The sequence below is a fragment of the Kribbella sp. NPDC031520 genome, assembly GCF_055580825.1.
On the sequence record NZ_JBVIKS010000009.1, the window covers coordinates 199,093 to 216,467 of the forward strand.

Here is a 17,375-nt window from a genome sequence, read left to right on the forward strand (position 1 = left end):
TTGTCAAGCACCGGTCGCGACGAGACCCGCGTAGATGTCGAGCAGATTCTTCGCCACCTCGTCCTCGTCCATCCACCTGGCGGCCAGCTCCCGGCCCCTTGTCCGCATAGCGTTCGCCGTTTCGGGCTCCGACAGCACCGCCCGGACCCCGTCCGCCAGACCGTCCGCGTCGCCTGGAAACGCGAGTACCGCGCTGTCGTCGACCAGCTCGGGTACGCCGCCGACCGCGGTGGCGACGACCGGTACGCCGACCTGCATCGCCTCCTGCAGTACCAGCGCCCGCGCCTCCCAGTGCGACGTGAGCAGAAACACGTCCGCGGCCCCGAGCAGGTCCGCCACGTCGTTGCGGTGTCCCAGCAGCCGGACAGGCAACTGCTCCGCGTCGATCCGCGCCTGGAGGTTGTCCCGCAACGGTCCGTCACCGACCACCACGAAGACCGCGTCCGGCGTGGACTCGTGTACGCGGTTCGCCACGGACAGCAGCGTCGGGTAGTCCTTCTGCGGCGCCAGCCGGCCCACGGTGAGCACTACGGGCTGGTCGCGGAGCCCTAGCTCGCGGCGAACGGCCGCACGCGACGTACGGATCCTGGGGATCGCAGGAGCGGCCACAGGTGCCAGCTGAGCGTTGCGGGCGCCGAGACTCTTGGCCAGCTCCACCAGGTCGGTGGAGGCGCCCAGGGTCAGATCGGCGCCTCTGGCAACCAGCCGTTGCCCCATGCGCATCACCAGGCCTTTAGGACCCGGTGCGATCACCGCGTTGTGCCAGGTAACCACCAGTGGGCGCAGCCGGGACCTGTCACGCAGCGCGGTCATTCCTGCGCGGTACCCGTGCGCGTGGACGACGTCGCAGCCGCGCAGGCCGGCCGCCTGGGTCACGATGGTCGCCGGAGCGAAGTCGAAGTGCTCCGCCGTACCAGGGGGCGCACAGACCACCACCTCGTGCCCGGCACTCACGAACCGCGGCACCAGCGAGGCAACGTGCTGCCCGATCCCGCCACGCGCCTCCGCGAGCAGCAGCCCGATCCTCATGCTTTCTCCCGTCGTACGAGGGCGCGAGCATCCGCGCGATCCAATGCAAGCACGACCAGGGCGTACACGACGACAACGGCCAGCCCGGACAGGAGCGAGAAGAGGACCGCCTTACCGACTCCACCGTGCCCAGCAGGCAGGGCAACCAACCAACCTGCGGCACCCGCCAGTGCGGCGCCTGCGAGCCCTGTGAGATGCGCCCGCGGGACTCCGGTCAGTACGCCGGGGCCTGCTTCGCGACGTAGTACCAGGAGCAGGACGAACGCTCCCACGACCATGCCGATCGACATGGCAGCTGCCAGGGCCGGTACTGCGTCCCACTTGGCTGTCAGCACCACACCGGCCACGGCTACAAGTACCCAGGCTCCTGAGGTCACAACGGCGACCTCACGCCCTGAGTGCCGGGCGTAGAGCACGCGGCCGAGGTGCATCAGTACGGCGAACCCGATGGCGGCCGGTGCGAACGCCAGCAGGCCGTTGGCGAGTGAGGTCGCCTGGGCCGCCTGTACGGCACCGTCGTCGTACGCGAAGATCCGCGCGACCGGTACCGCCGTACCGATCAGCAGGGCCGCGCCTGCGCCGCCTGCGAGCATGACGGCGCGGGTGGAGGTGGCCGCGTACCGGTCGAAGCCCTCCCCTGCCTCGAAGGCGGCTGCCAGGCGCGGGAAGACCGCTGTGGTGATCGGGACGGCGAGTACGGCGTACGGGAGGAGGTAGACGGCGTTCGCCCACGTGTAGACGGCGATGCTGCCGGCTACACCTCGGTGGTTGGCCAGGTACGTCGTGACGACGAAGGTCAACTGCTGGGCGATCAGTACGGCCAGACCGGCCAGCGCGAGCCGTCGCAGTACTGGGCCGACGCCGGGGTCCAAACGGAGCGTGGGCCTGATCGGAAGTCGCAGCAGGAGCAGCGGCACCAAGACCGTCAACGCCAGCGCCGCAACCCCTGCCGTGGTGCCCCAGGCCAGCAGGTCGGTCGCGCCCCGCGAGGCTGTGTCCGCGTTCGGAGCGGCAGCTGCGAAGACGAAGTACGTCGCGACTACCACCACGCTCGAGATGAGCGGGGCGAGTGCGCCGGCGGCGAAACGCTTGTGGGACTGGAGTACCGCGGTCGCGATCACGGCGACGGCGTAGCCGAAGACCTGCGGTACGAAGATTGCCAGCATGCGCGTTGCGGTCGCTGTCGAGCTGCCACAGTCAGCGCCGGGGTCGAGCATCGCGTCGGTGTACCGGCCCGCGAGAAGCCAAGCCAGTAAGGCGACCGGGGCCAGCAGGACGAACGACCAGGTCAGCAACGCCCCGACGATCCGGCCCTGGGCGGCCCGATCGCCACGAGCCACCGGCCCCGCCAGTACCGGAATCACCGCACCGGCCAGCGCTCCACCGGCGACCACTTCGAACAGGATGTTGGGCAGCTGGTTGGCGGTCGTGTAGGCCTCGGCCAGACACCCCGCACCAACAGTCTTCGAGAACACCAACCAGCGCCCGAAACCGACAACCCGAGCCAGCACGGTGACCGCAGCCACCACCAACGCGGCTCGCGCGATCCGCGCCCCACCCGACGAACTGTTCTCCGTGGAGGGGCTATTCACCTGGGGCGTCGGCCCCACTGGTCGATCTTGTCGAGGGCTGGGGTTTCGGCGATGACCTTGGTGAAGCTGACCTTCTCGCTGGCCAGGTTGAGGCCGACGACGAGGGCGAGTGCGAGCGTCTTCAGCGGGCGCGGGAGGGCGGCGGCCAATGCCGTACCAGTGATGGCGCCGAGGCCGTTCGCGCCGCAGTCGCCGAGCATCGCGCGTTCACCGAGGTCGGACGGGGCGGAAGCAACGGCGGCACCGACCACTGCACCGGCCGGTCCGTTCACGACCGCGAGCGGTGCGTTCAAAGCGGTGACGGCCTTCAGCGCACGCCCCGGACGGAGGTCGAGCAGGTTGGTGAGGTTCGCCGTACCGGCGATCAAGGCGCCGTCGGCAACTACCCCGGCGACCGCCTTCACGCCGCGCGACTTCCGCGGCAGCAACGCGGCGGCCGCGAGACCGGCCGCGCCGACGCCGAGGATCTTGACCGCGCCGCTGGTCACCTCACCGCGCTTCAACGCGGTCAGGTGACCACGGAAACCCTTGGCCTGCGTCGTTCCGCGCAGATCGTCGTACGCACCTACGGCGCCCGACACCGCACCCGCGACGACGGCGGCCGCCTTCACCTTGCTGTTGCCGCGCGATGCGATCACCCCGGCCAGCGCACCGAGCACCGCACCCGGACCCTCGAGCAGCGTCACCGGCTCACCGCGGTGGTTCGTCCGCTCGAACGGCGTCCGGTTCTCCTTCGGCAACTTCTCCGCCGCGCGCTCGAGCCCGGCAGTAGCGGCCGCCGCAACGGCAGCGCTCAGAATTCCCACGTCAGTTGTCCTTAGTCTGTACGGCGGACGGCGCCACGCCGTTCTTCGCGTTGATCGCGCCGTACTGCCCCGCCTTGCCCGTCACCTGCTCGGCGAGTGCGAAGACCACCGTCATCTGACCGGCGGGGAGATCGGCCACGTCCACCGAGGAAACGATCTTGGTGGCGTCGGAGTCACTCCGCAAGGCCTTGAGCAGGCCGCCGTCGTTCGCGGAGTCCGGCGTACCGGCCACGACGACGCCGCCGCTGCCCAGGTCCAGACCCTTGATGAAGTCCACGGCATCGGCGTACGTCGAGTTCTCCGGCAGCGGCGTCGGCGGGTTCGCGGCGATCACCACGACCAGGCTGGACCGGTCCTTCACCGTCGACGGCTTGAGCGACAGCAGCTTTGCGCCGGTGAGCCCGCTCAGCACCTTGGTCGAGTCGGCGTCGGCCGTCTTGCCCTCTTCCTTGGCCGCGACCCCACGGGCGAGCAGCAGCCCGGCCCGCTGGTACGTCGTACTGTCCTTGGGGAAGTCCATGTCCGCGGTGACCAGCTGCTGGACCAACGTGTCGACCAGCTGCCGCTGCCCGGTGTCGAACAGCTTCGCGTCCAGCGAGACCTTGGTGGAGACCGTGCCGCCGGCCTTCTCCAGCTCGGCCTGGACGCCGTCGGTGAGGTCGCTGTCGGCGTTCGGCATCGTGACGAGGGTGATCTTCTTCGTCGCCAGCTTGCCGTCGGTCAGCCCGGCGGTCACCTTCGCGACGTAGTCGTCGCGGTACTTGTCCAGCGCCTTCACCTGGACCAGCTCGGCGCGCGCGTCGGCGAGCTGCTGCCGGTCCTTCTCGGCCTGGCTCGCGACGAAGTCCTGGCCGGTGCTCTTCAGCGGGCCGGCGCCGAGCACCACACCGGCGCCCAGGGCGAAGAAGATCGCCACGATCGAGACGATGTGGTAGCGAAAGTCGATCACGTGAACAGCTCCCGGATCCAGTAGACGAAGTCGCCCCAGCGCGCCCGCAGGATCGACCAGACGACGTCGTCGGCACCGATGGCAACCATCGCCACGCCGATCGCGAACAGCCCGGCCACGATCAACGCGACCACCTGGAACGTCGAGACCCGGCTGCGGTACAGCCGGCCGACACCCTTGGCGTCGACCAGCTTGGCACCGACCCGCAACCGGGTGATGAAGGTGCTCGCCATCCCGGAGCGGCCCTTGTCCAGGAACTCCACCAGCGAGTTGTGGGTGCCGACCGCGACGATCAGCGAGGCGCCCTTGGAGTCGGCCAGCAGCATCGCGACGTCCTCGCTGGTGCCGGTGGCCGGGAACTCGATCGACTCCACGCCGAGCCGTTCCAGCCGCTCGGAGCCGGGCGCGCGGCCGTCGCGGTACGCGTGCACGACCACCTCGGCGCCGCTCTTCAGCGTCTCGTCCTTGACCGAGTCCATGTCGCCGACGATCAGGTCCGGGACGTACCCGTTCTCGACCAGGGCGTCCGCGCCGCCGTCGACACCGATCAGCACCGGCCGGTACTCGCGGATGTACGGCTTCAGCGCGACCAGGTCGTCGCGGTAGTCGTACCCGCGGACCACGATCAGGACGTGCTTGCCCTCCATCGGCGTGTGGATCGCGGGGACGCCGACGCCGTCGAGCAGCAGGTCCTTCTCGCGGCGCAGATACTCCAGGGTGTTCGCGGTGAATGCCTCGAGCTGTGTGGACAGCCCCGACCGGGCGTCCTCCATCAGCTCCGCGACCGACTTGCCGTTCTGGGCGAGGCCCTTCGCGACCGCCTCGTGCCCGCGGTACAGCGTGCCCTCGTCGAGCCGGACGCGCTCGCCCTCGTGCAGGATCGAGAACACCTCGCGGCCGACGCCGTCGACCAGCGGGATGCCGGCCTCGACCAGGATCTCGGGGCCGAGGTTCGGGTACCGGCCGCTGATCGAATCGGCCACGTTCACCACCGCGGCGACCCTGCAGTCGACCAGCGCCTCGGCGCTCACCCGGTCCAGGTCCACGTGATCGATGACCGCGATCTCCCCCGGCCGGAGCCGTTTGGTGAGATTCTTGGTACGCCGATCCAGCCGGACCACACCGGTGACACCGGGCAGTTCAGTGGTACGTGCTCTCCGCAGGCTGGGCAGTTTCATCGCGCTCTCATCCTGCCATGTCAAGAGCCCCTTCCCGGTTCATTTACCCGGCCAGGCCCCTGTTCACGCACTGAATTAACCGTCACCCTCCGTCATTTCATCCTTTCGAACGACGTGCCCCCTGCCTGCCACTAGCGTTGTCAGGGACCTCAGCGACGAACGGAGCAATCCATGACCGAAGGTTCCAGTGACTCCGAGCTGGCCGCAGCTCGCGCCGCCCTGAGCGGCCTCGCGCCCGCCGGCGGCAGCGCGATTCCCCCGTCGAGAGCAGACGGCACGGCCCCGCCGTCGTTGGAGGAGATCGTCGAGCGGCACGGCCCCGCAATTCTTGCGGCGCTCCGCGAAGAGCACGACCGCGCCGGCCAGACCGGTACGTCGGAGCGCCCGGTGACCGGCAGTCGGGTGGAACGGCCGACTGAGGGCGGCATCAAGCGGAACTGATCAGCGCTTCTTGCGCTTCGGTTTGTGGCGTTCGGCCGCGAGGGCGAGGAGTTCTTCGGCGTGGGCCTGGGCGGCGTCGGAGTTCTCCAGGCCGGCCATCATCCGGGAGAGTTCCTTGAGCCGGGCGTCGGCGTCCAGAGCGACCAGCCCACTCGTCGTGACCGAGCCGTCGTCACTCTTCAGTACGACAGCGTGCCGATCGGCGAAGGCGGCGACCTGCGGCAGGTGGGTGACCACGATCACCTGCGCCTTCTCGGCCAGCCGCGCGAGCCGCTTCCCGACCTCGACCGCGGCGCGGCCGCCGATCCCGGCGTCGATCTCGTCGAACACCAGCGTCGGCACCGGATGCGTGTCCGACAGGATCACCTCGAGCGCGAGCATCACCCGGGAGAGCTCGCCACCGGACGCCGCCTTCTGCAGCGGGCGCGCCGGGCTGCCCGGGTTCGCGGCGAAACAGAACTCGACCTCGTCGATCCCGAACGGTCCGGGGGTCGTCTCGTGCACCTCGACCGACAGCTTCGCGTGCGGCATCGCCAACCCGGTCAGCTCCTCCGAGACCGCGACGCCCAGACGTTCGGCGGCCTCGATCCGGGCCTCTCGCATCTGCCGGCCGAGATCTGCGAGCCGCACGTCCAGCTCGGCCAGCTCGGCCGTCAACTGCTCGACCCGTTCGTCGCTGCCGTCGAGCTCGGCCAACCTGGTCGCGGACCGCTTCGTCCACTCCAGCACCTCGTCGACCGTGCCTTCGTCGGCTCCGTACTTGCGCACCAACCCGTGCAGCAGCGCACGCCGCTCGCTCACCACGGACAGCCGGGCGGGATCGGTGTCGACATCGGCGGCGTACGACGAAAGCTCCTGCGCCAGATCGGCCGCCAGGTAGCCGAGTTCGCCCGCACGATCCGCGAGTTCGGCCAGCTTCGGGTCGTGGTCGCGCTCGGTGTCGAGGACCTGTTTCGTCAACGCCAGCAGGCCGAGTACGTCGTTCGGCCTGGTGGAGTCGAGGTCCTCGGACGCGATCGCGTCCGCCGCGGTGATGGCCGCCGTACGTAGACCGTCGGCGTACGCGAGACGCTCCTCCTCGGCCGCGAGCTCGAGGTCCTCACCCGGCAGCGGCTCCGCCTTCGCGACCTCGTCCAGGCCGAATCGCAGCAGGTCCGCCTCGGCGAGACGTTCGCGCTCGCGGGTGGTCAGCTCGGTCAGCTCGGCCTCGACCTCACGGTGCCGTTTGTACGCAGCGGAGTACTCCTGCAGCGGAACGAGAACCGCCTTACCCGCAAAGGTGTCGAGCGTCTCGCGCTGCCGGGCCGGCTGCAGCAACCGCCACTGATCCGCCTGCCCGTGGATCGCGACCAGGTCACCGGAGACCTCACCGAGCACCGACACCGGCACGGACGCGCCGCCGAGGAATGCCCGCGAACGGCCTTCCGACGACAGCTCCCGCGCGATCAGCAACTCGTCGTCGTCCAGCTCGCCGCCACGGTCCTCGGCCTGCTGAACGATCGCCCGCGGTACGGCGCTGGCGCGGCCCTCGACCCGCGCGCGCCGGGTCCCGTGCCGTACCAGACCGCTGTCGGCTCGGCCGCCGAGCAGCATGTTCACCCCGGTCACGACCATCGTCTTGCCGGCCCCGGTCTCGCCGGTGACGGCGGTGAACCCCGGGTCGAGGTCCAGCGTCGCGTCCTCGATCACGCCCAGCCCGGTGATGCGGATCTCCGAAAGCATGGTCAGTTTCCGTTTCCGTTGCGTTTGCGTTCGGCGGCCCCACGCCAACCGAGCACCGGGAGGTCGAACTTCGCCACCAGCCGGTCGGTGAACGGGGCCTCGTGCGCCCGGGCCAGCCGGACCGGCGTCGTACCCCGCCGGACCGTGATCTCGGCGCCCGGCGGCACCTCGACCATCCGCCGGCCGTCGCACGACAGCACGCCGCGCCCGTTCCAGGTCGGGACCAGCTCGATCGACAGCCGCGACGTCGGCGCCACCACGATCGGCCGCGAGAACAACGCGTGCGCGCTCAGCGGCACCAGCAGGATCGCCTCGACCTCGGGCCAGACGATCGGCCCGCCGGCCGAGAACGCGTACGCTGTACTGCCGGTCGGGGTCGCGACCACGACCCCGTCGCAGCCCCAGCGCGACAGCGGGCGGTCGTCCACCTCGACCAGCACCTCGAGCATCTTCTCCCGGGCGGCCTTCTCCACGCTGGCCTCGTTCAGCGCCCAGGTCTCGAAGATCAGTTCGTCGTCGAGGCGGACGTCGACGGCGAGCGTCATCCGTTCCTCGACCGTGTACGTGCGGTCCACCACGACCTGGACGATCCGCTCCAGGTCGTCCACCTCGGCCTCGGCCAGGAACCCGACGTGGCCCAGGTTCACACCGAGGACCGGCGTACCGTGCGGGCGGGCCAGCTCGGCGCCGCGCAGGATCGAGCCGTCGCCGCCGAGCACCATGATCAGCTCGACGTCGTTCGCCGCCTTCTCCGGGTCGTCGACGATCTCCACCGGGTCGAGCTTGAGCTCCTCGGCCTCGACGCCGAGCAGCCGGACCTGCATCCCGGCGCCGGTCAGCAGCCGGTGTGCCTCCCGGGCCACCTCGACCGCCTGCTCCCGGCCGGTGTGCGTCACCAGCAGCACGCGCCTCGGCTCGCGCTCCACCCTGCCTCCTATTGCGGTCCCGTTTCGATGGCCGTCCGGAGCATCGTCTCATCGAGAGGAGGCGCAACTCGTCGTATCCACAGGAAGTATTCGACATTTCCTGACGGACCAGGCAACGGGCTGGCCGCGACGCCTTCGATTCCCCACCCGAGCTCCTGGGCTTTGGCGGCGACCGATCGGACCGCGTCCGCCCGCAGCTCAGGCTCCCGTACGACGCCGCCCTTGCCCAGGCGCTCCTTGCCGACCTCGAACTGCGGCTTGACCATCAGCACCAGGTCACCGTCAGGTTTCACCACGCCGAGCAGCGCCGGCAGTACCAGCGTCAGGCTGATGAAGCTCAGATCGCTGACCACCAGATCGACCGGTTCGTTACCGATGTCCTCGAGCGTCAGCGTACGGACGTTGGTCCGGTCCATCACGGTGACCCGCTCGTCGGTCTGCAACGCCCACACCAGCTGGCCGTACCCGACGTCGACCGCGATCACGTGCGCGGCCCCGGTGCGCAGCAGTACATCGGTGAACCCGCCGGTCGACGCACCGGCGTCGAGGGCACGGCGGCCCTTCACCTGGACCTCCGGGAACGCCTCGAGTGCACCGATGAGCTTGTGCGCGCCGCGGCTCGCGTACCCGGGGTCCTCGTGGTCGGAGGTGTCCACGACGATCGGCGCGTCCGCGGCCACACCGGTCGCGGGCTTGCTCGCCACGGTCCCGGAGACCTTCACCTTGCCGGCCGCGATCAGCTCGCTGGCGTGCTCACGGGAGCGCGCGAGCTGACGCCGTACCAGCTCGGCGTCGAGCCGCGACCGCTTGACTGCCTTGGCCACTCTCGGCTGCTCAGCCCCGGTCGCTCTGCTCGGCGTCGGCCTCGACCAGCGCGGACTGCAGCCGCTCGTGCAGGTCGGCGTACACCTCACCGTGCTCACTCACCGGGCGGTCCCGCAGCTCGTCCAGCCGCGCCATCGTCTCCTCCACCAACGGATGGCCGCCCTCACTGCCCTCACCGGCGTCACCAGAGTCGCCGGCCGGGTCGTCACCGTACGCCGAGGACCCGGCGCCCAGCGGGTCCTCGGCGGAGCCGGCTTCGAAGGCGTGCTCGTGTTCCTGCCCGGGCGCACGCGCGAACTCCGGCCCGAACTCCACCGCGGCCGGATCGACGTGCTCGTGAACGGTGTCCTGTGCTCCGGGCTCGGTGTCGTAGTCCGGGTGTTCCTGCGTCTCCTCCGACTGGTACGGATCGAAGCCGGGCTCGACGTCGGGATCCACGTCCGGTGGGAACTGTTCGCCAGGATGCTCGGTCATCTCAGGCCTTCTTCGCGGTCTTCTTCGCAGGGGCCTTCTTCGCAGGGGCCTTCTTCGCCGGGGCCTTCTTCGCGGCGGCCTTCTTGGCGGCAGCCTTCTTCGCCGGTGCAGCCTTCTTCGCCGGCGCGGCCTTCTTGGCAGCGGCCTTCTTCGCCGGGGCCTCGTCGACCACGGTCGCCTCGACGACCGGCGCCGGCTCTGGGACCGGGCCGGTGGCCCGCTCGGCCGCGGCGGCGTGCGCCTCGGCGAGCTCGGTCTCCAGCGCCTTCACCCGGCGGGTGAGCGCGGCGACCTCCTCGGACCGGACGAACCCGAGCCGCGCGACCGCGCCCTCGACCTCGTTCGCCACGATCGCCTGCAGCAGCTGACGATTGCTCTTGCTGGTGGCAACGATCTCGTCGGCCAGGTCACTCACCCTGTGCGTCAGTGAGTCCGCCCCGGTCTGCTGCAACAGTGCCTTCGCAGCGGACTGGGCCTTCTGCTTGGTGACCTCGGTCAGCCCGTTCGCCAGCTGTACGTATCCGCGCAGCGCGTCCATCACCATGACTGCCTCCTAGCGTCGTCCCCAGCAACGGTATCGCCTCGCTGCCGCAATACCAGCCAGACCTGCCTACTTGTCGAGGCCGATCCGGTGCAGCGCGGCGTCCAGCGCGATCGAATCCGCTGTCGGCGCAGGCTTCGGGCGCGGCCGGCGGCCCCGGGTCGTCGCCTTCACAGGCTTCACCGGCTCGGCGGGCGCGTCGACCGCGGTCCAGACCGCGGACAGGATCGCGCGCAGACCGTCGTACGGCTCTCCTTCGCCCTTCACCGTCACCGCGTTGTTCACGACCTCGGCGGTCCAGCCCTCGCACGCGTGCTTGCCGCCGTCGATCGTCACCCCCGGCTGCCTCTCCGCGAGCGCACCGAGCCCGGCCGCGACGTACGTCGGGCGCCGGTTCTTCGGCGCCCGCGCCAGGTCGTACGCGTCGTGTACGCCGGTCGCCACCCACAGACTCGCGATGCCGACCGCGTTCGCACCCTCGATGTCGGAGTCCAGCCGGTCCCCGATCATCAACGGGCGCGTGGCTTCCAGCCGTTCGATGCTCGTCTCCAGCAGCGGCGGCTCGGGCTTGCCGGCCACCACCGGGTCGACGTCGACGGCGGCCCGGATCACCTGGACCAGCGTGCCGTTGCCGGGCGCCTTGCCGGCCGGGGTCGGGATGGTCGCGTCCAGGTTGGTCGCGAACCACTTCGCACCCTCGTTGATCGCGTGCGCGCCGTCCGCGAGCATCACCCAGTTCACGTCCGGGTCGAAGCCCTGTACGACGGCGACCGGGTGCGCGTCGCTGGTCCGTACCGGGGTCAGCCCGTACTCCTCGAGCGCGGTGTGCAGTCCCTCACCACCGACCACGAGCACCGGCGAACCCTTCGGGAACTCGTTCGCGATCAGCTTCGCGGCGGCCTGCGCGGACGTCACCACGTCGTCCGGGAGCACCTCCAGCCCGAACGATGCGAGGTGCTCGGCAACGACCCGGGCCGGGCGGCTCGCGTTGTTCGTGATGTACCCGATCCGCATGCCTTCCTTGGCGGCCTTGCGCAGGTTCTCGGGCGCGTCCGGCACCGGATCGGGGCCGACGTACACGACGCCGTCGAGGTCCAGCAACGCCACGTCGTACCGGCTCGCGAGCGCTTCGTCACACGCCGACAGCGGTTCCGGGGCAGTTCGTGCCGTGCTCATGCGTCACCCCGTACGATTCCGCGCATGCCGGATGCGGTACTGAGACTCGATCCCCTGCGCGCGTGGCGGTTCGTCGCGGGCAAGGTGAGTACGCTGGGGGCCGTCACGTCACCGCCGTACGACGTGCTGGAACCCGCCATCGTCCGGCGGCTGACTGACTCTGATCTGCACAACATGGTGAGGCTCATCCTTCCACGCGATCCGGACCTCGGGCCGAGCCGGTACGACGAACCGGCGCACCGGCTGTCCGGGTGGCAGCGGGACGGCATCGTGGTACAGGACGAACAGCCGGCGCTATACGTGTACGAGCAGCGCATCGGGGACGCCGTACTGTGCGGCCTGATCGGCTCGCTCCGGCTGGATCCCACGCGTCGCGTCGTACTTCCGCACGAGGAGGTGATGCCGCACTGGGTCGACGACCGGCTGCAACTGATGGAGGCCACGAACGCCGATCTGGAGCCGATCCTGCTCGCGTATGCCGATGGCGGCGCCGTGAGTGACGCGGTCGACGCGGCGCGATCCGGTGAGCCGTGGGTAGAGGCCGAGACGTACAACGGCGCTCAGCATCGCATCTGGCGTCTGGACGACCCTGCGGTACTCGCGACTATCGACGCTGAACTGGCCAGACACGTGGCAGTCATCGCGGATGGGCACCACCGCTACGCGGCGTACCTGGAGCGCCAGCTGCGCGAGCCCTACCGGGAGGGCGCGGAGGTCGGTCTGGCGATGCTGGTGGACTACGTACGGCACCCGCTGACGCTGGACCCGATCCACCGCGTCGTACCCGGTCTGGACCTGGAGACCGTGCAACTGCGTACGCCGTCCGGCTGGCAGATGCAACCGGGTCGTGTGGAGGGCGACCCGAACCGTATCTGCGTGACAGACGGTTCCAGCTGGCTGACGCTCCACGCCGCATCAGACGCCCCTGCGGTGGCAATGCTGCACGAGAGGTTGCTGCCGGCGTGGGGAGTCGTTGAGCACGACGTCAGCTTTCACCACACCTTTGCGGACGCGCTGGCGCAAGCTGACGCGCACCAGCTTGCTGTCGAGCTCACAGCCCCCACCATGGACCAGGTACTACGTTCTGCGGCGCAGGGCGTCGTACTGCCGCAGAAGGCCACCTCGTTCGGGCCGAAGCCGCGAGTAGGTCTGCTGTTCCGGACGCTGTGAGGTCAAGGCCGGTGGTACAGGCTGAGGAACTGCTCGCGTAGGGGCTTCCGAGCGGCCCTGTGGCGCTCTGTGAGGCGCCCTAGGGTGAAGGAGAGCTCTGGGTCGTCCTGCGCCGCCGCGTCGTCCGCCATGGCTGTCAGGGCGTCTGCAGCAGCGCAGTGGTCCTGGTGCTGGCCCAGGAGCTCCTGGTAGGTCGCTGCGTGGGCTGCTGTGGCTTTTGCTTCATCGCCCAGTACGGCGGCGCTGGTGTCGGCGGCGTACCTGACGCGCTTGGCGAGGAGACGTACCTCGTGCCAGTCGTCGTCCGCGGTCCAGGGTTTGAGCTTGTCGGCTTCCTCAGTGAACTTCGCGGTGGCCGCATGTAGGAGCTGCGGCAGGACCTCACCGCAGGGCTTGTCCGCCTTGGGCTTGAGGTCCGGGGCTGCGGCGATCGCTTCCAGGGTCGCGAGGAGATCCTTGGTGGAATCGCCGAGAACTATTTCGGTCGAGCGGGCGGCCGCGCGATCCAGGCCGAGGGTGAGCGCGGCCAGGATCGTGTCGACGTGTTCTTCGTTGTCCTCACTGTTGCTGGTCTCGCGGACGAGCGCCGCGATCACCTCGAGGTCGCGGGCCTCACCACAGGCCTGAGCCAGGGACGCCAGGTCGGCCCGCAACCCGGTGGCCCAGTCGCCGGCCAGCAGCCTGCGGAACAACTTCAAGTCACTCCGCAACCGCCGGCACGACACCCGAACCTGGTGGATGGCGTCGTCCTCCCCGTCCGCCACCATCCCCACCGACCGCTGCAACCGCCGCGCCCCCTTCACCAGCGCAGCCGCCACCACCCCCGTACCGGGTCCTCAGCAGTCAGCCCCCCAACCACCATGACCTACTCCCCACCACCCGCAGACTTGTCGCCGCCCTCGGACTCCGCGCGCCCCTCGAACTCGTCGCCGCTCTTGGCCTGCTCGCCATCCTCGGACTCTGCGCCGCCCTCGGACTCCTCGCCGCCCTCGGACTCCTCGCCGCCCTCGGACTCCTCGCCGCCCTCGGACTCCTCGCCGTCCTCGAGCTCGTCGCCGTCCAACTCGCCTGCCTCCGCCGCTGCCCGCACCTGCACGCCGTCAGCGTTGGCGTCCTCGGCATCCACGTCGTCTTCGACGGCCCCGTCCAGGGCGACCGCGTCGATCTCGTCGACCTCGGCCGCGGCGCCACCGTCCGTCTCAGCCTCATCGGTCTCGTCCTCGTCGGCGTCGTCGGTGTACTCGTCCTCCAAGTACTCGTCGTCGTCGACCGTGTCGTCCTCGTCCAGGTCGGTGAATTCGAGGCCTTCGAGCCGCGCGGCACGCTCGGCGGCACCCGTCGCGCCGTCACCGTCGACACCGGCCGCCCGGTGGAACCACACCAACGCGTCATCGGCCCGGCCGGCAGCTTCGAGCGCGTCGGCGTACGCGTACCGCAGCCGCGGCAGCCAGTCCGCCTTCGTCCGCTTCGTCAGCTCCGGCACCTCGAGCATCTGCACAGCCGCCGCGGTCTGCCCCATGTCTCGCCGCGCACCGGCCGCCACGATCAGCAGCTCCATCTGCGTCGGCTCGGACAGGTCGTGTACGTGCTTGTCCTTCGTCAGCGCCAGCGCCTTGTCCGGCCGCCCGAGCGCCCGCTCGCAGTCGGCCATCATCGCGAGCACCTCGTGGTTCCCGGTCATCCGCCGTACCGCACGGAACTCGGTGAGCGCCTCGTCGTAGTGCTCGGCCAGATACGCCGTGATCGCCACCGCCTCGCGCACCCCACCGAGCCGCGCCGCCAAGCGCCGCGCCGTACGGGCGTGCTGGTACGCAAGCTCCGGGTCGTCGTCGATGAACCGCCCCGACGCCACCAGGTGCTGCGCCACCAGATCAGCCAACGACCGCGGCAACGACCGCAGCTCGGCCTTCACGCCACGATCGAGCTCGGCCCCGGTGATCCCTTCCGGAATCTTCGGATCGTCCCGCCGAGGCCCGACCCTCTCCTCGCGCTCCTCCCGCCGGGGCCCACCGCGCCGATCGTCCCGCCCACGAGACTCGCCGCGCTCATCCCGCCGGAACGCCCCACGCTCCCCACGCCCAGCCCCACCGGCCCGAGCCGGCCCACGCCCACGCGAGTCCCCACCCGCACGCCGAGAGTCCCCACGCTCATCCCGACCGGAGCCACCACGGCTGTCGCCACGCTCGTCGCGGCCATACCGCTCCCGCGAGTCTCCGCCACGGTCATCCCGCCGGAACCCTCCGCGGTCATCTCGACGCTCATCGCGGCCATACCCACCGCGCGAGTCATCGCCGCGCTCGTCGCGCCGGAACCCACCGCGGTCGTCGCCGCCGCGCCCGGAGCGCTCATCCCGCCGGTACCCGCCACGCGAGTCCCCGCCACGCTCATCACGCTGGAACCCACCGCGGCTCTCGGTGCGGTTGTCCCGCCCACCACGGCTGTCCGCGCGCTCATCGCGCCCGTACCCACCGCGCTCGTCACGGCCGCCGCGGTCGTCCCGCCGCGAGCCGGCTACCCCACGGCCCGCACCAGCTCCACGCCCGGCGCCGCGCTCATCGCGACGGTATCCGCCACGCTCCTCGCGCCCCTCGCCAGACATCTGCCCACCGAACGGCTCCCGCCGGCCCTTGTCATCCCCTCGAGACCCGGCAAACCCCCGCCGATTCTCGAACGAACCCTCGTCCCCGTACGACGACCCGCCGGAACGCCCAGCACCACCGGACCGCCCACCGGCAAACCCACCTCGCCGAGCAGGCGCTCCACCAGACCGAGCTCCACCGGACCCACCACGGGCGCCACCGGTCCCAGACCGCGAACCGCCGGACCACCCCGTACCAGAGCCGGACCCACCACGCCCAGCCCCACCACTCGACCGACCACCCGAGCCCGACCACGAAGAACCGGAGCCCCCAGAACTGGAGCCCCCGGAACCCGAACGCCCAGCACCCGAACGCCCGGAGTCACTCCCCGAACCACCGGACCAGCCGCCCCCGGACGCACCACCGGAACGACCGCCCCCGGAGTACCCACCTCCAGAACCCGACCGGCCACTCCCGGAATACCCACCACCGGAGCCACCCCGGCCACCGCCGGAGCCGGCTCGGCCACCGCCGGAGAACCCACCGCCGGAGCCGGCCCGATCACCACCGGACCGACCGCCACCGGAGCCCCCGGAACCGGACCGCCCGGCCCCACCGAACCCAGAGCGCCCGCCCCCGGAACTACCAGCACCGGACCGACCAGAACCCGAACGATTGCCGGAGTCGGAACGGCCACCCCCGGTACGGCCGGACCGCCCGGCACCTCCGGAGGAACCGCGACGGTCCCCTGAACCGGAGCGAGGATTGCGAGGTGGCGTAGCCACGATGACTCCTAACAATGCTGAAGAACTGTAATCGGACAAACGTTACCGTCCCACCCAACGATCCACCGCATCGAGTACTTCCCACCAACCCCCACCAACCACCTCAGCCCTGCCCCGCCACGCTCACACACAAGCAGGCCCAGGAACACACAGAGACCAGACACCACGGCCGCCCACGCCCCGATACCCGCGGAGGCACCGGGAACCCACGTACCCATTTCGCGGCCAGGCACCCAAGACGCGCTCGCACGGGCTCGACGCACCGGCACGGCGCACGCGTACCTCACCCACGTCTCCGAGTGCTTCCCTCGTACCGCCGGCGCACCCACCGTGGCTGCCTAATGCTGTCGGGGCCAAGGCCTTCAGGGGCTCTGGCACTGCCGGGGTACGGACACCTCGCCGCAGCGCCTGCGGCTCGCGGAGTGTGCGTGCAACGGCGCGCGGCGGAACCGGCCGGCCGTCGCCTTCGACCCGCCATGGTTGGGGGTCCTGGTCGCCATCACAGGACAGATGTCAGGTACGGCGAGGAAGCAGCCCCAGTAGGACCGGGTCTTCCAGCGCACGGGTACTGCAGTCCTGTGGCGATCAGAAGTGCGGGCGATTGTGGATTCAGCCACTGGGGACGGACACCAGCGCGGCGGCTAAGCACAGCCCTCTGGGGACCGAGTTCTCCTATGCACAGGCACGGCGGGCTGCGTGCTGGTGGTCCGTCAGTTGAGGTGTGTAGTGGGGTGCGGGTGACCGGACAGCGCGGTGTCAGCTGATCGGAGGGCATCGCGTGCAGCTGGTGGATCTCCAGTGCGCGTTCTGGACGGAACTGTGGCGCGTGGTGGCGGCCTGCCGGGTCGCGTAGGTCAGCGGGTGGCTTCGGGCGGTGAGTGGCACGCCCGTGGGGGGTCAGTTCGGGGAGGAGATCTGCGTACGTGGAGAGCCAGACAGCCGGACCTGCGGTACCGCTCGAGTCGGGCGTTGTTGCCTGCAGCTGTTGTGTTCGCGCACAGATGTACGCACGAGCGACGGGCCGATTGTCGGTAGATGGCCCTGGCACGTGACCGCGCCCGTACGTGGCGACGCGGGTTCGACGTGATGTGCCGGGCCGTTGTGGTGCCGGCGTGAGGTGTTGGCCGGCGTCGACGTCGGGCCGGGAGAAATTCGGCCTGGAAATGTTAAGGGCCACCCCCG

Annotated in this window: 16 protein-coding genes; 2 read left to right on the top strand and 14 right to left on the bottom strand. The window is 70.1% G+C overall.

The genetic code is table 11. The features are described 5' to 3' along the window. Positions 1-3: 3 nt before the first annotated feature. From ACZ5BU_RS36390 to steA, 5 genes are read right to left on the bottom strand one after another with little or no spacing between them, the layout of a single operon-like run. Positions 4-1,029 (bottom strand): glycosyltransferase family 4 protein, encoded by a 1,026-nt coding sequence (locus ACZ5BU_RS36390; RefSeq protein WP_465705537.1) that lies wholly within the window; start codon positions 1,027-1,029, stop codon positions 4-6. Continuing rightward, on the bottom strand, positions 1,026-2,621 hold the full coding sequence (murJ, locus tag ACZ5BU_RS36395; protein ID WP_465705539.1) for a murein biosynthesis integral membrane protein MurJ: 1,596 nt from the start codon (positions 2,619-2,621) through the stop codon (positions 1,026-1,028). Before murJ ends, ACZ5BU_RS36390 begins: the two co-directional genes overlap by 4 nt. Next, positions 2,618-3,427, bottom strand: coding sequence for a hypothetical protein (locus ACZ5BU_RS36400; protein ID WP_465705541.1), 810 nt, complete (start codon positions 3,425-3,427; stop codon positions 2,618-2,620). Before ACZ5BU_RS36400 ends, murJ begins: the two co-directional genes overlap by 4 nt. 1 nt (position 3,428) lies before the next feature. Continuing rightward, positions 3,429-4,376: a copper transporter gene (locus ACZ5BU_RS36405; protein ID WP_465705543.1), complete on the bottom strand. Its 948-nt coding sequence runs from the start codon at positions 4,374-4,376 to the stop codon at positions 3,429-3,431. Next, on the bottom strand, positions 4,373-5,554 hold the full coding sequence (gene steA, locus ACZ5BU_RS36410) for a putative cytokinetic ring protein SteA (protein WP_465705544.1): 1,182 nt from the start codon (positions 5,552-5,554) through the stop codon (positions 4,373-4,375). The genes ACZ5BU_RS36405 and steA overlap by 4 nt, the downstream gene beginning before the upstream one ends. Before the next feature lie 171 nt (positions 5,555-5,725). On the opposite strand from steA, the gene ACZ5BU_RS36415 reads away from it, so the two are divergent. After that, complete coding sequence (locus ACZ5BU_RS36415) at positions 5,726-5,995, top strand: hypothetical protein (RefSeq protein ID WP_465705546.1); 270 nt, start codon at positions 5,726-5,728, stop codon at positions 5,993-5,995. On the opposite strand, the gene recN is transcribed toward ACZ5BU_RS36415, so the two are convergent. The 6 genes from recN to ACZ5BU_RS36445 form a co-directional block, all read right to left on the bottom strand. Next, positions 5,996-7,717: a DNA repair protein RecN gene (gene recN / locus ACZ5BU_RS36420; RefSeq protein WP_465705548.1), complete on the bottom strand. Its 1,722-nt coding sequence runs from the start codon at positions 7,715-7,717 to the stop codon at positions 5,996-5,998. A gap of 2 nt (positions 7,718-7,719) precedes the next feature. Then, positions 7,720-8,643 (bottom strand): NAD kinase, encoded by a 924-nt coding sequence (locus tag ACZ5BU_RS36425; protein ID WP_465705550.1) that lies wholly within the window; start codon positions 8,641-8,643, stop codon positions 7,720-7,722. A gap of 8 nt (positions 8,644-8,651) precedes the next feature. Beyond that, complete coding sequence (locus tag ACZ5BU_RS36430) at positions 8,652-9,467, bottom strand: TlyA family RNA methyltransferase (RefSeq protein WP_465705552.1); 816 nt, start codon at positions 9,465-9,467, stop codon at positions 8,652-8,654. Positions 9,468-9,477: 10 nt separating this feature from the next. Then, positions 9,478-9,942, bottom strand: a complete 465-nt coding sequence (locus ACZ5BU_RS36435; RefSeq protein ID WP_465705554.1) for a hypothetical protein — start codon at positions 9,940-9,942, stop codon at positions 9,478-9,480. Between the two features lies 1 nt (position 9,943). Beyond that, complete coding sequence (locus ACZ5BU_RS36440) at positions 9,944-10,486, bottom strand: phasin family protein (RefSeq protein ID WP_465705556.1); 543 nt, start codon at positions 10,484-10,486, stop codon at positions 9,944-9,946. Between the two features lie 66 nt (positions 10,487-10,552). Further along, on the bottom strand, positions 10,553-11,659 hold the full coding sequence (locus ACZ5BU_RS36445) for an HAD-IIA family hydrolase (RefSeq protein ID WP_465705558.1): 1,107 nt from the start codon (positions 11,657-11,659) through the stop codon (positions 10,553-10,555). Between the two features lie 24 nt (positions 11,660-11,683). Here ACZ5BU_RS36445 and ACZ5BU_RS36450 point away from each other — a divergent pair, with 24 nt between their 5' ends. Further along, complete coding sequence (locus tag ACZ5BU_RS36450; RefSeq protein ID WP_465705559.1) at positions 11,684-12,829, top strand: DUF1015 family protein; 1,146 nt, start codon at positions 11,684-11,686, stop codon at positions 12,827-12,829. A gap of 2 nt (positions 12,830-12,831) precedes the next feature. On the opposite strand, the gene ACZ5BU_RS36455 is transcribed toward ACZ5BU_RS36450, so the two are convergent. From ACZ5BU_RS36455 to ACZ5BU_RS36465, 3 genes are read right to left on the bottom strand one after another with little or no spacing between them, the layout of a single operon-like run. Next, on the bottom strand, positions 12,832-13,647 hold the full coding sequence (locus ACZ5BU_RS36455; RefSeq protein WP_465705561.1) for a CHAD domain-containing protein: 816 nt from the start codon (positions 13,645-13,647) through the stop codon (positions 12,832-12,834). Positions 13,648-13,694: 47 nt separating this feature from the next. Beyond that, on the bottom strand, positions 13,695-14,741 hold the full coding sequence (locus tag ACZ5BU_RS36460; protein ID WP_465705563.1) for a hypothetical protein: 1,047 nt from the start codon (positions 14,739-14,741) through the stop codon (positions 13,695-13,697). Next, the gene (locus ACZ5BU_RS36465; RefSeq protein ID WP_465705565.1) at positions 14,738-15,211 is read right to left on the bottom strand and encodes a hypothetical protein; all 474 of its coding nucleotides are present in this window, start codon (positions 15,209-15,211) and stop codon (positions 14,738-14,740) included. Before ACZ5BU_RS36465 ends, ACZ5BU_RS36460 begins: the two co-directional genes overlap by 4 nt. Positions 15,212-17,375: the final 2,164 nt, after the last annotated feature.

What these genes read in the sequence shown, in the direction of transcription:
- steA (WP_465705544.1), bottom strand. Translation starts at nt 5,554, where the DNA reads ATGAAACTGCCCAGCCTGCGGAGAGCACGTACCACTGAACTGCCCGGT.
- ACZ5BU_RS36440 (WP_465705556.1), bottom strand. Translation starts at nt 10,486, where the DNA reads ATGGTGATGGACGCGCTGCGCGGATACGTACAGCTGGCGAACGGGCTG.
- ACZ5BU_RS36445 (WP_465705558.1), bottom strand. Translation starts at nt 11,659, where the DNA reads ATGAGCACGGCACGAACTGCCCCGGAACCGCTGTCGGCGTGTGACGAA.
- recN (WP_465705548.1), bottom strand. Translation starts at nt 7,717, where the DNA reads ATGCTTTCGGAGATCCGCATCACCGGGCTGGGCGTGATCGAGGACGCG.
- ACZ5BU_RS36390 (WP_465705537.1), bottom strand. Translation starts at nt 1,029, where the DNA reads ATGAGGATCGGGCTGCTGCTCGCGGAGGCGCGTGGCGGGATCGGGCAG.
- ACZ5BU_RS36450 (WP_465705559.1), top strand. Translation starts at nt 11,684, where the DNA reads ATGCCGGATGCGGTACTGAGACTCGATCCCCTGCGCGCGTGGCGGTTC.
- ACZ5BU_RS36415 (WP_465705546.1), top strand. Translation starts at nt 5,726, where the DNA reads ATGACCGAAGGTTCCAGTGACTCCGAGCTGGCCGCAGCTCGCGCCGCC.
- ACZ5BU_RS36435 (WP_465705554.1), bottom strand. Translation starts at nt 9,942, where the DNA reads ATGACCGAGCATCCTGGCGAACAGTTCCCACCGGACGTGGATCCCGAC.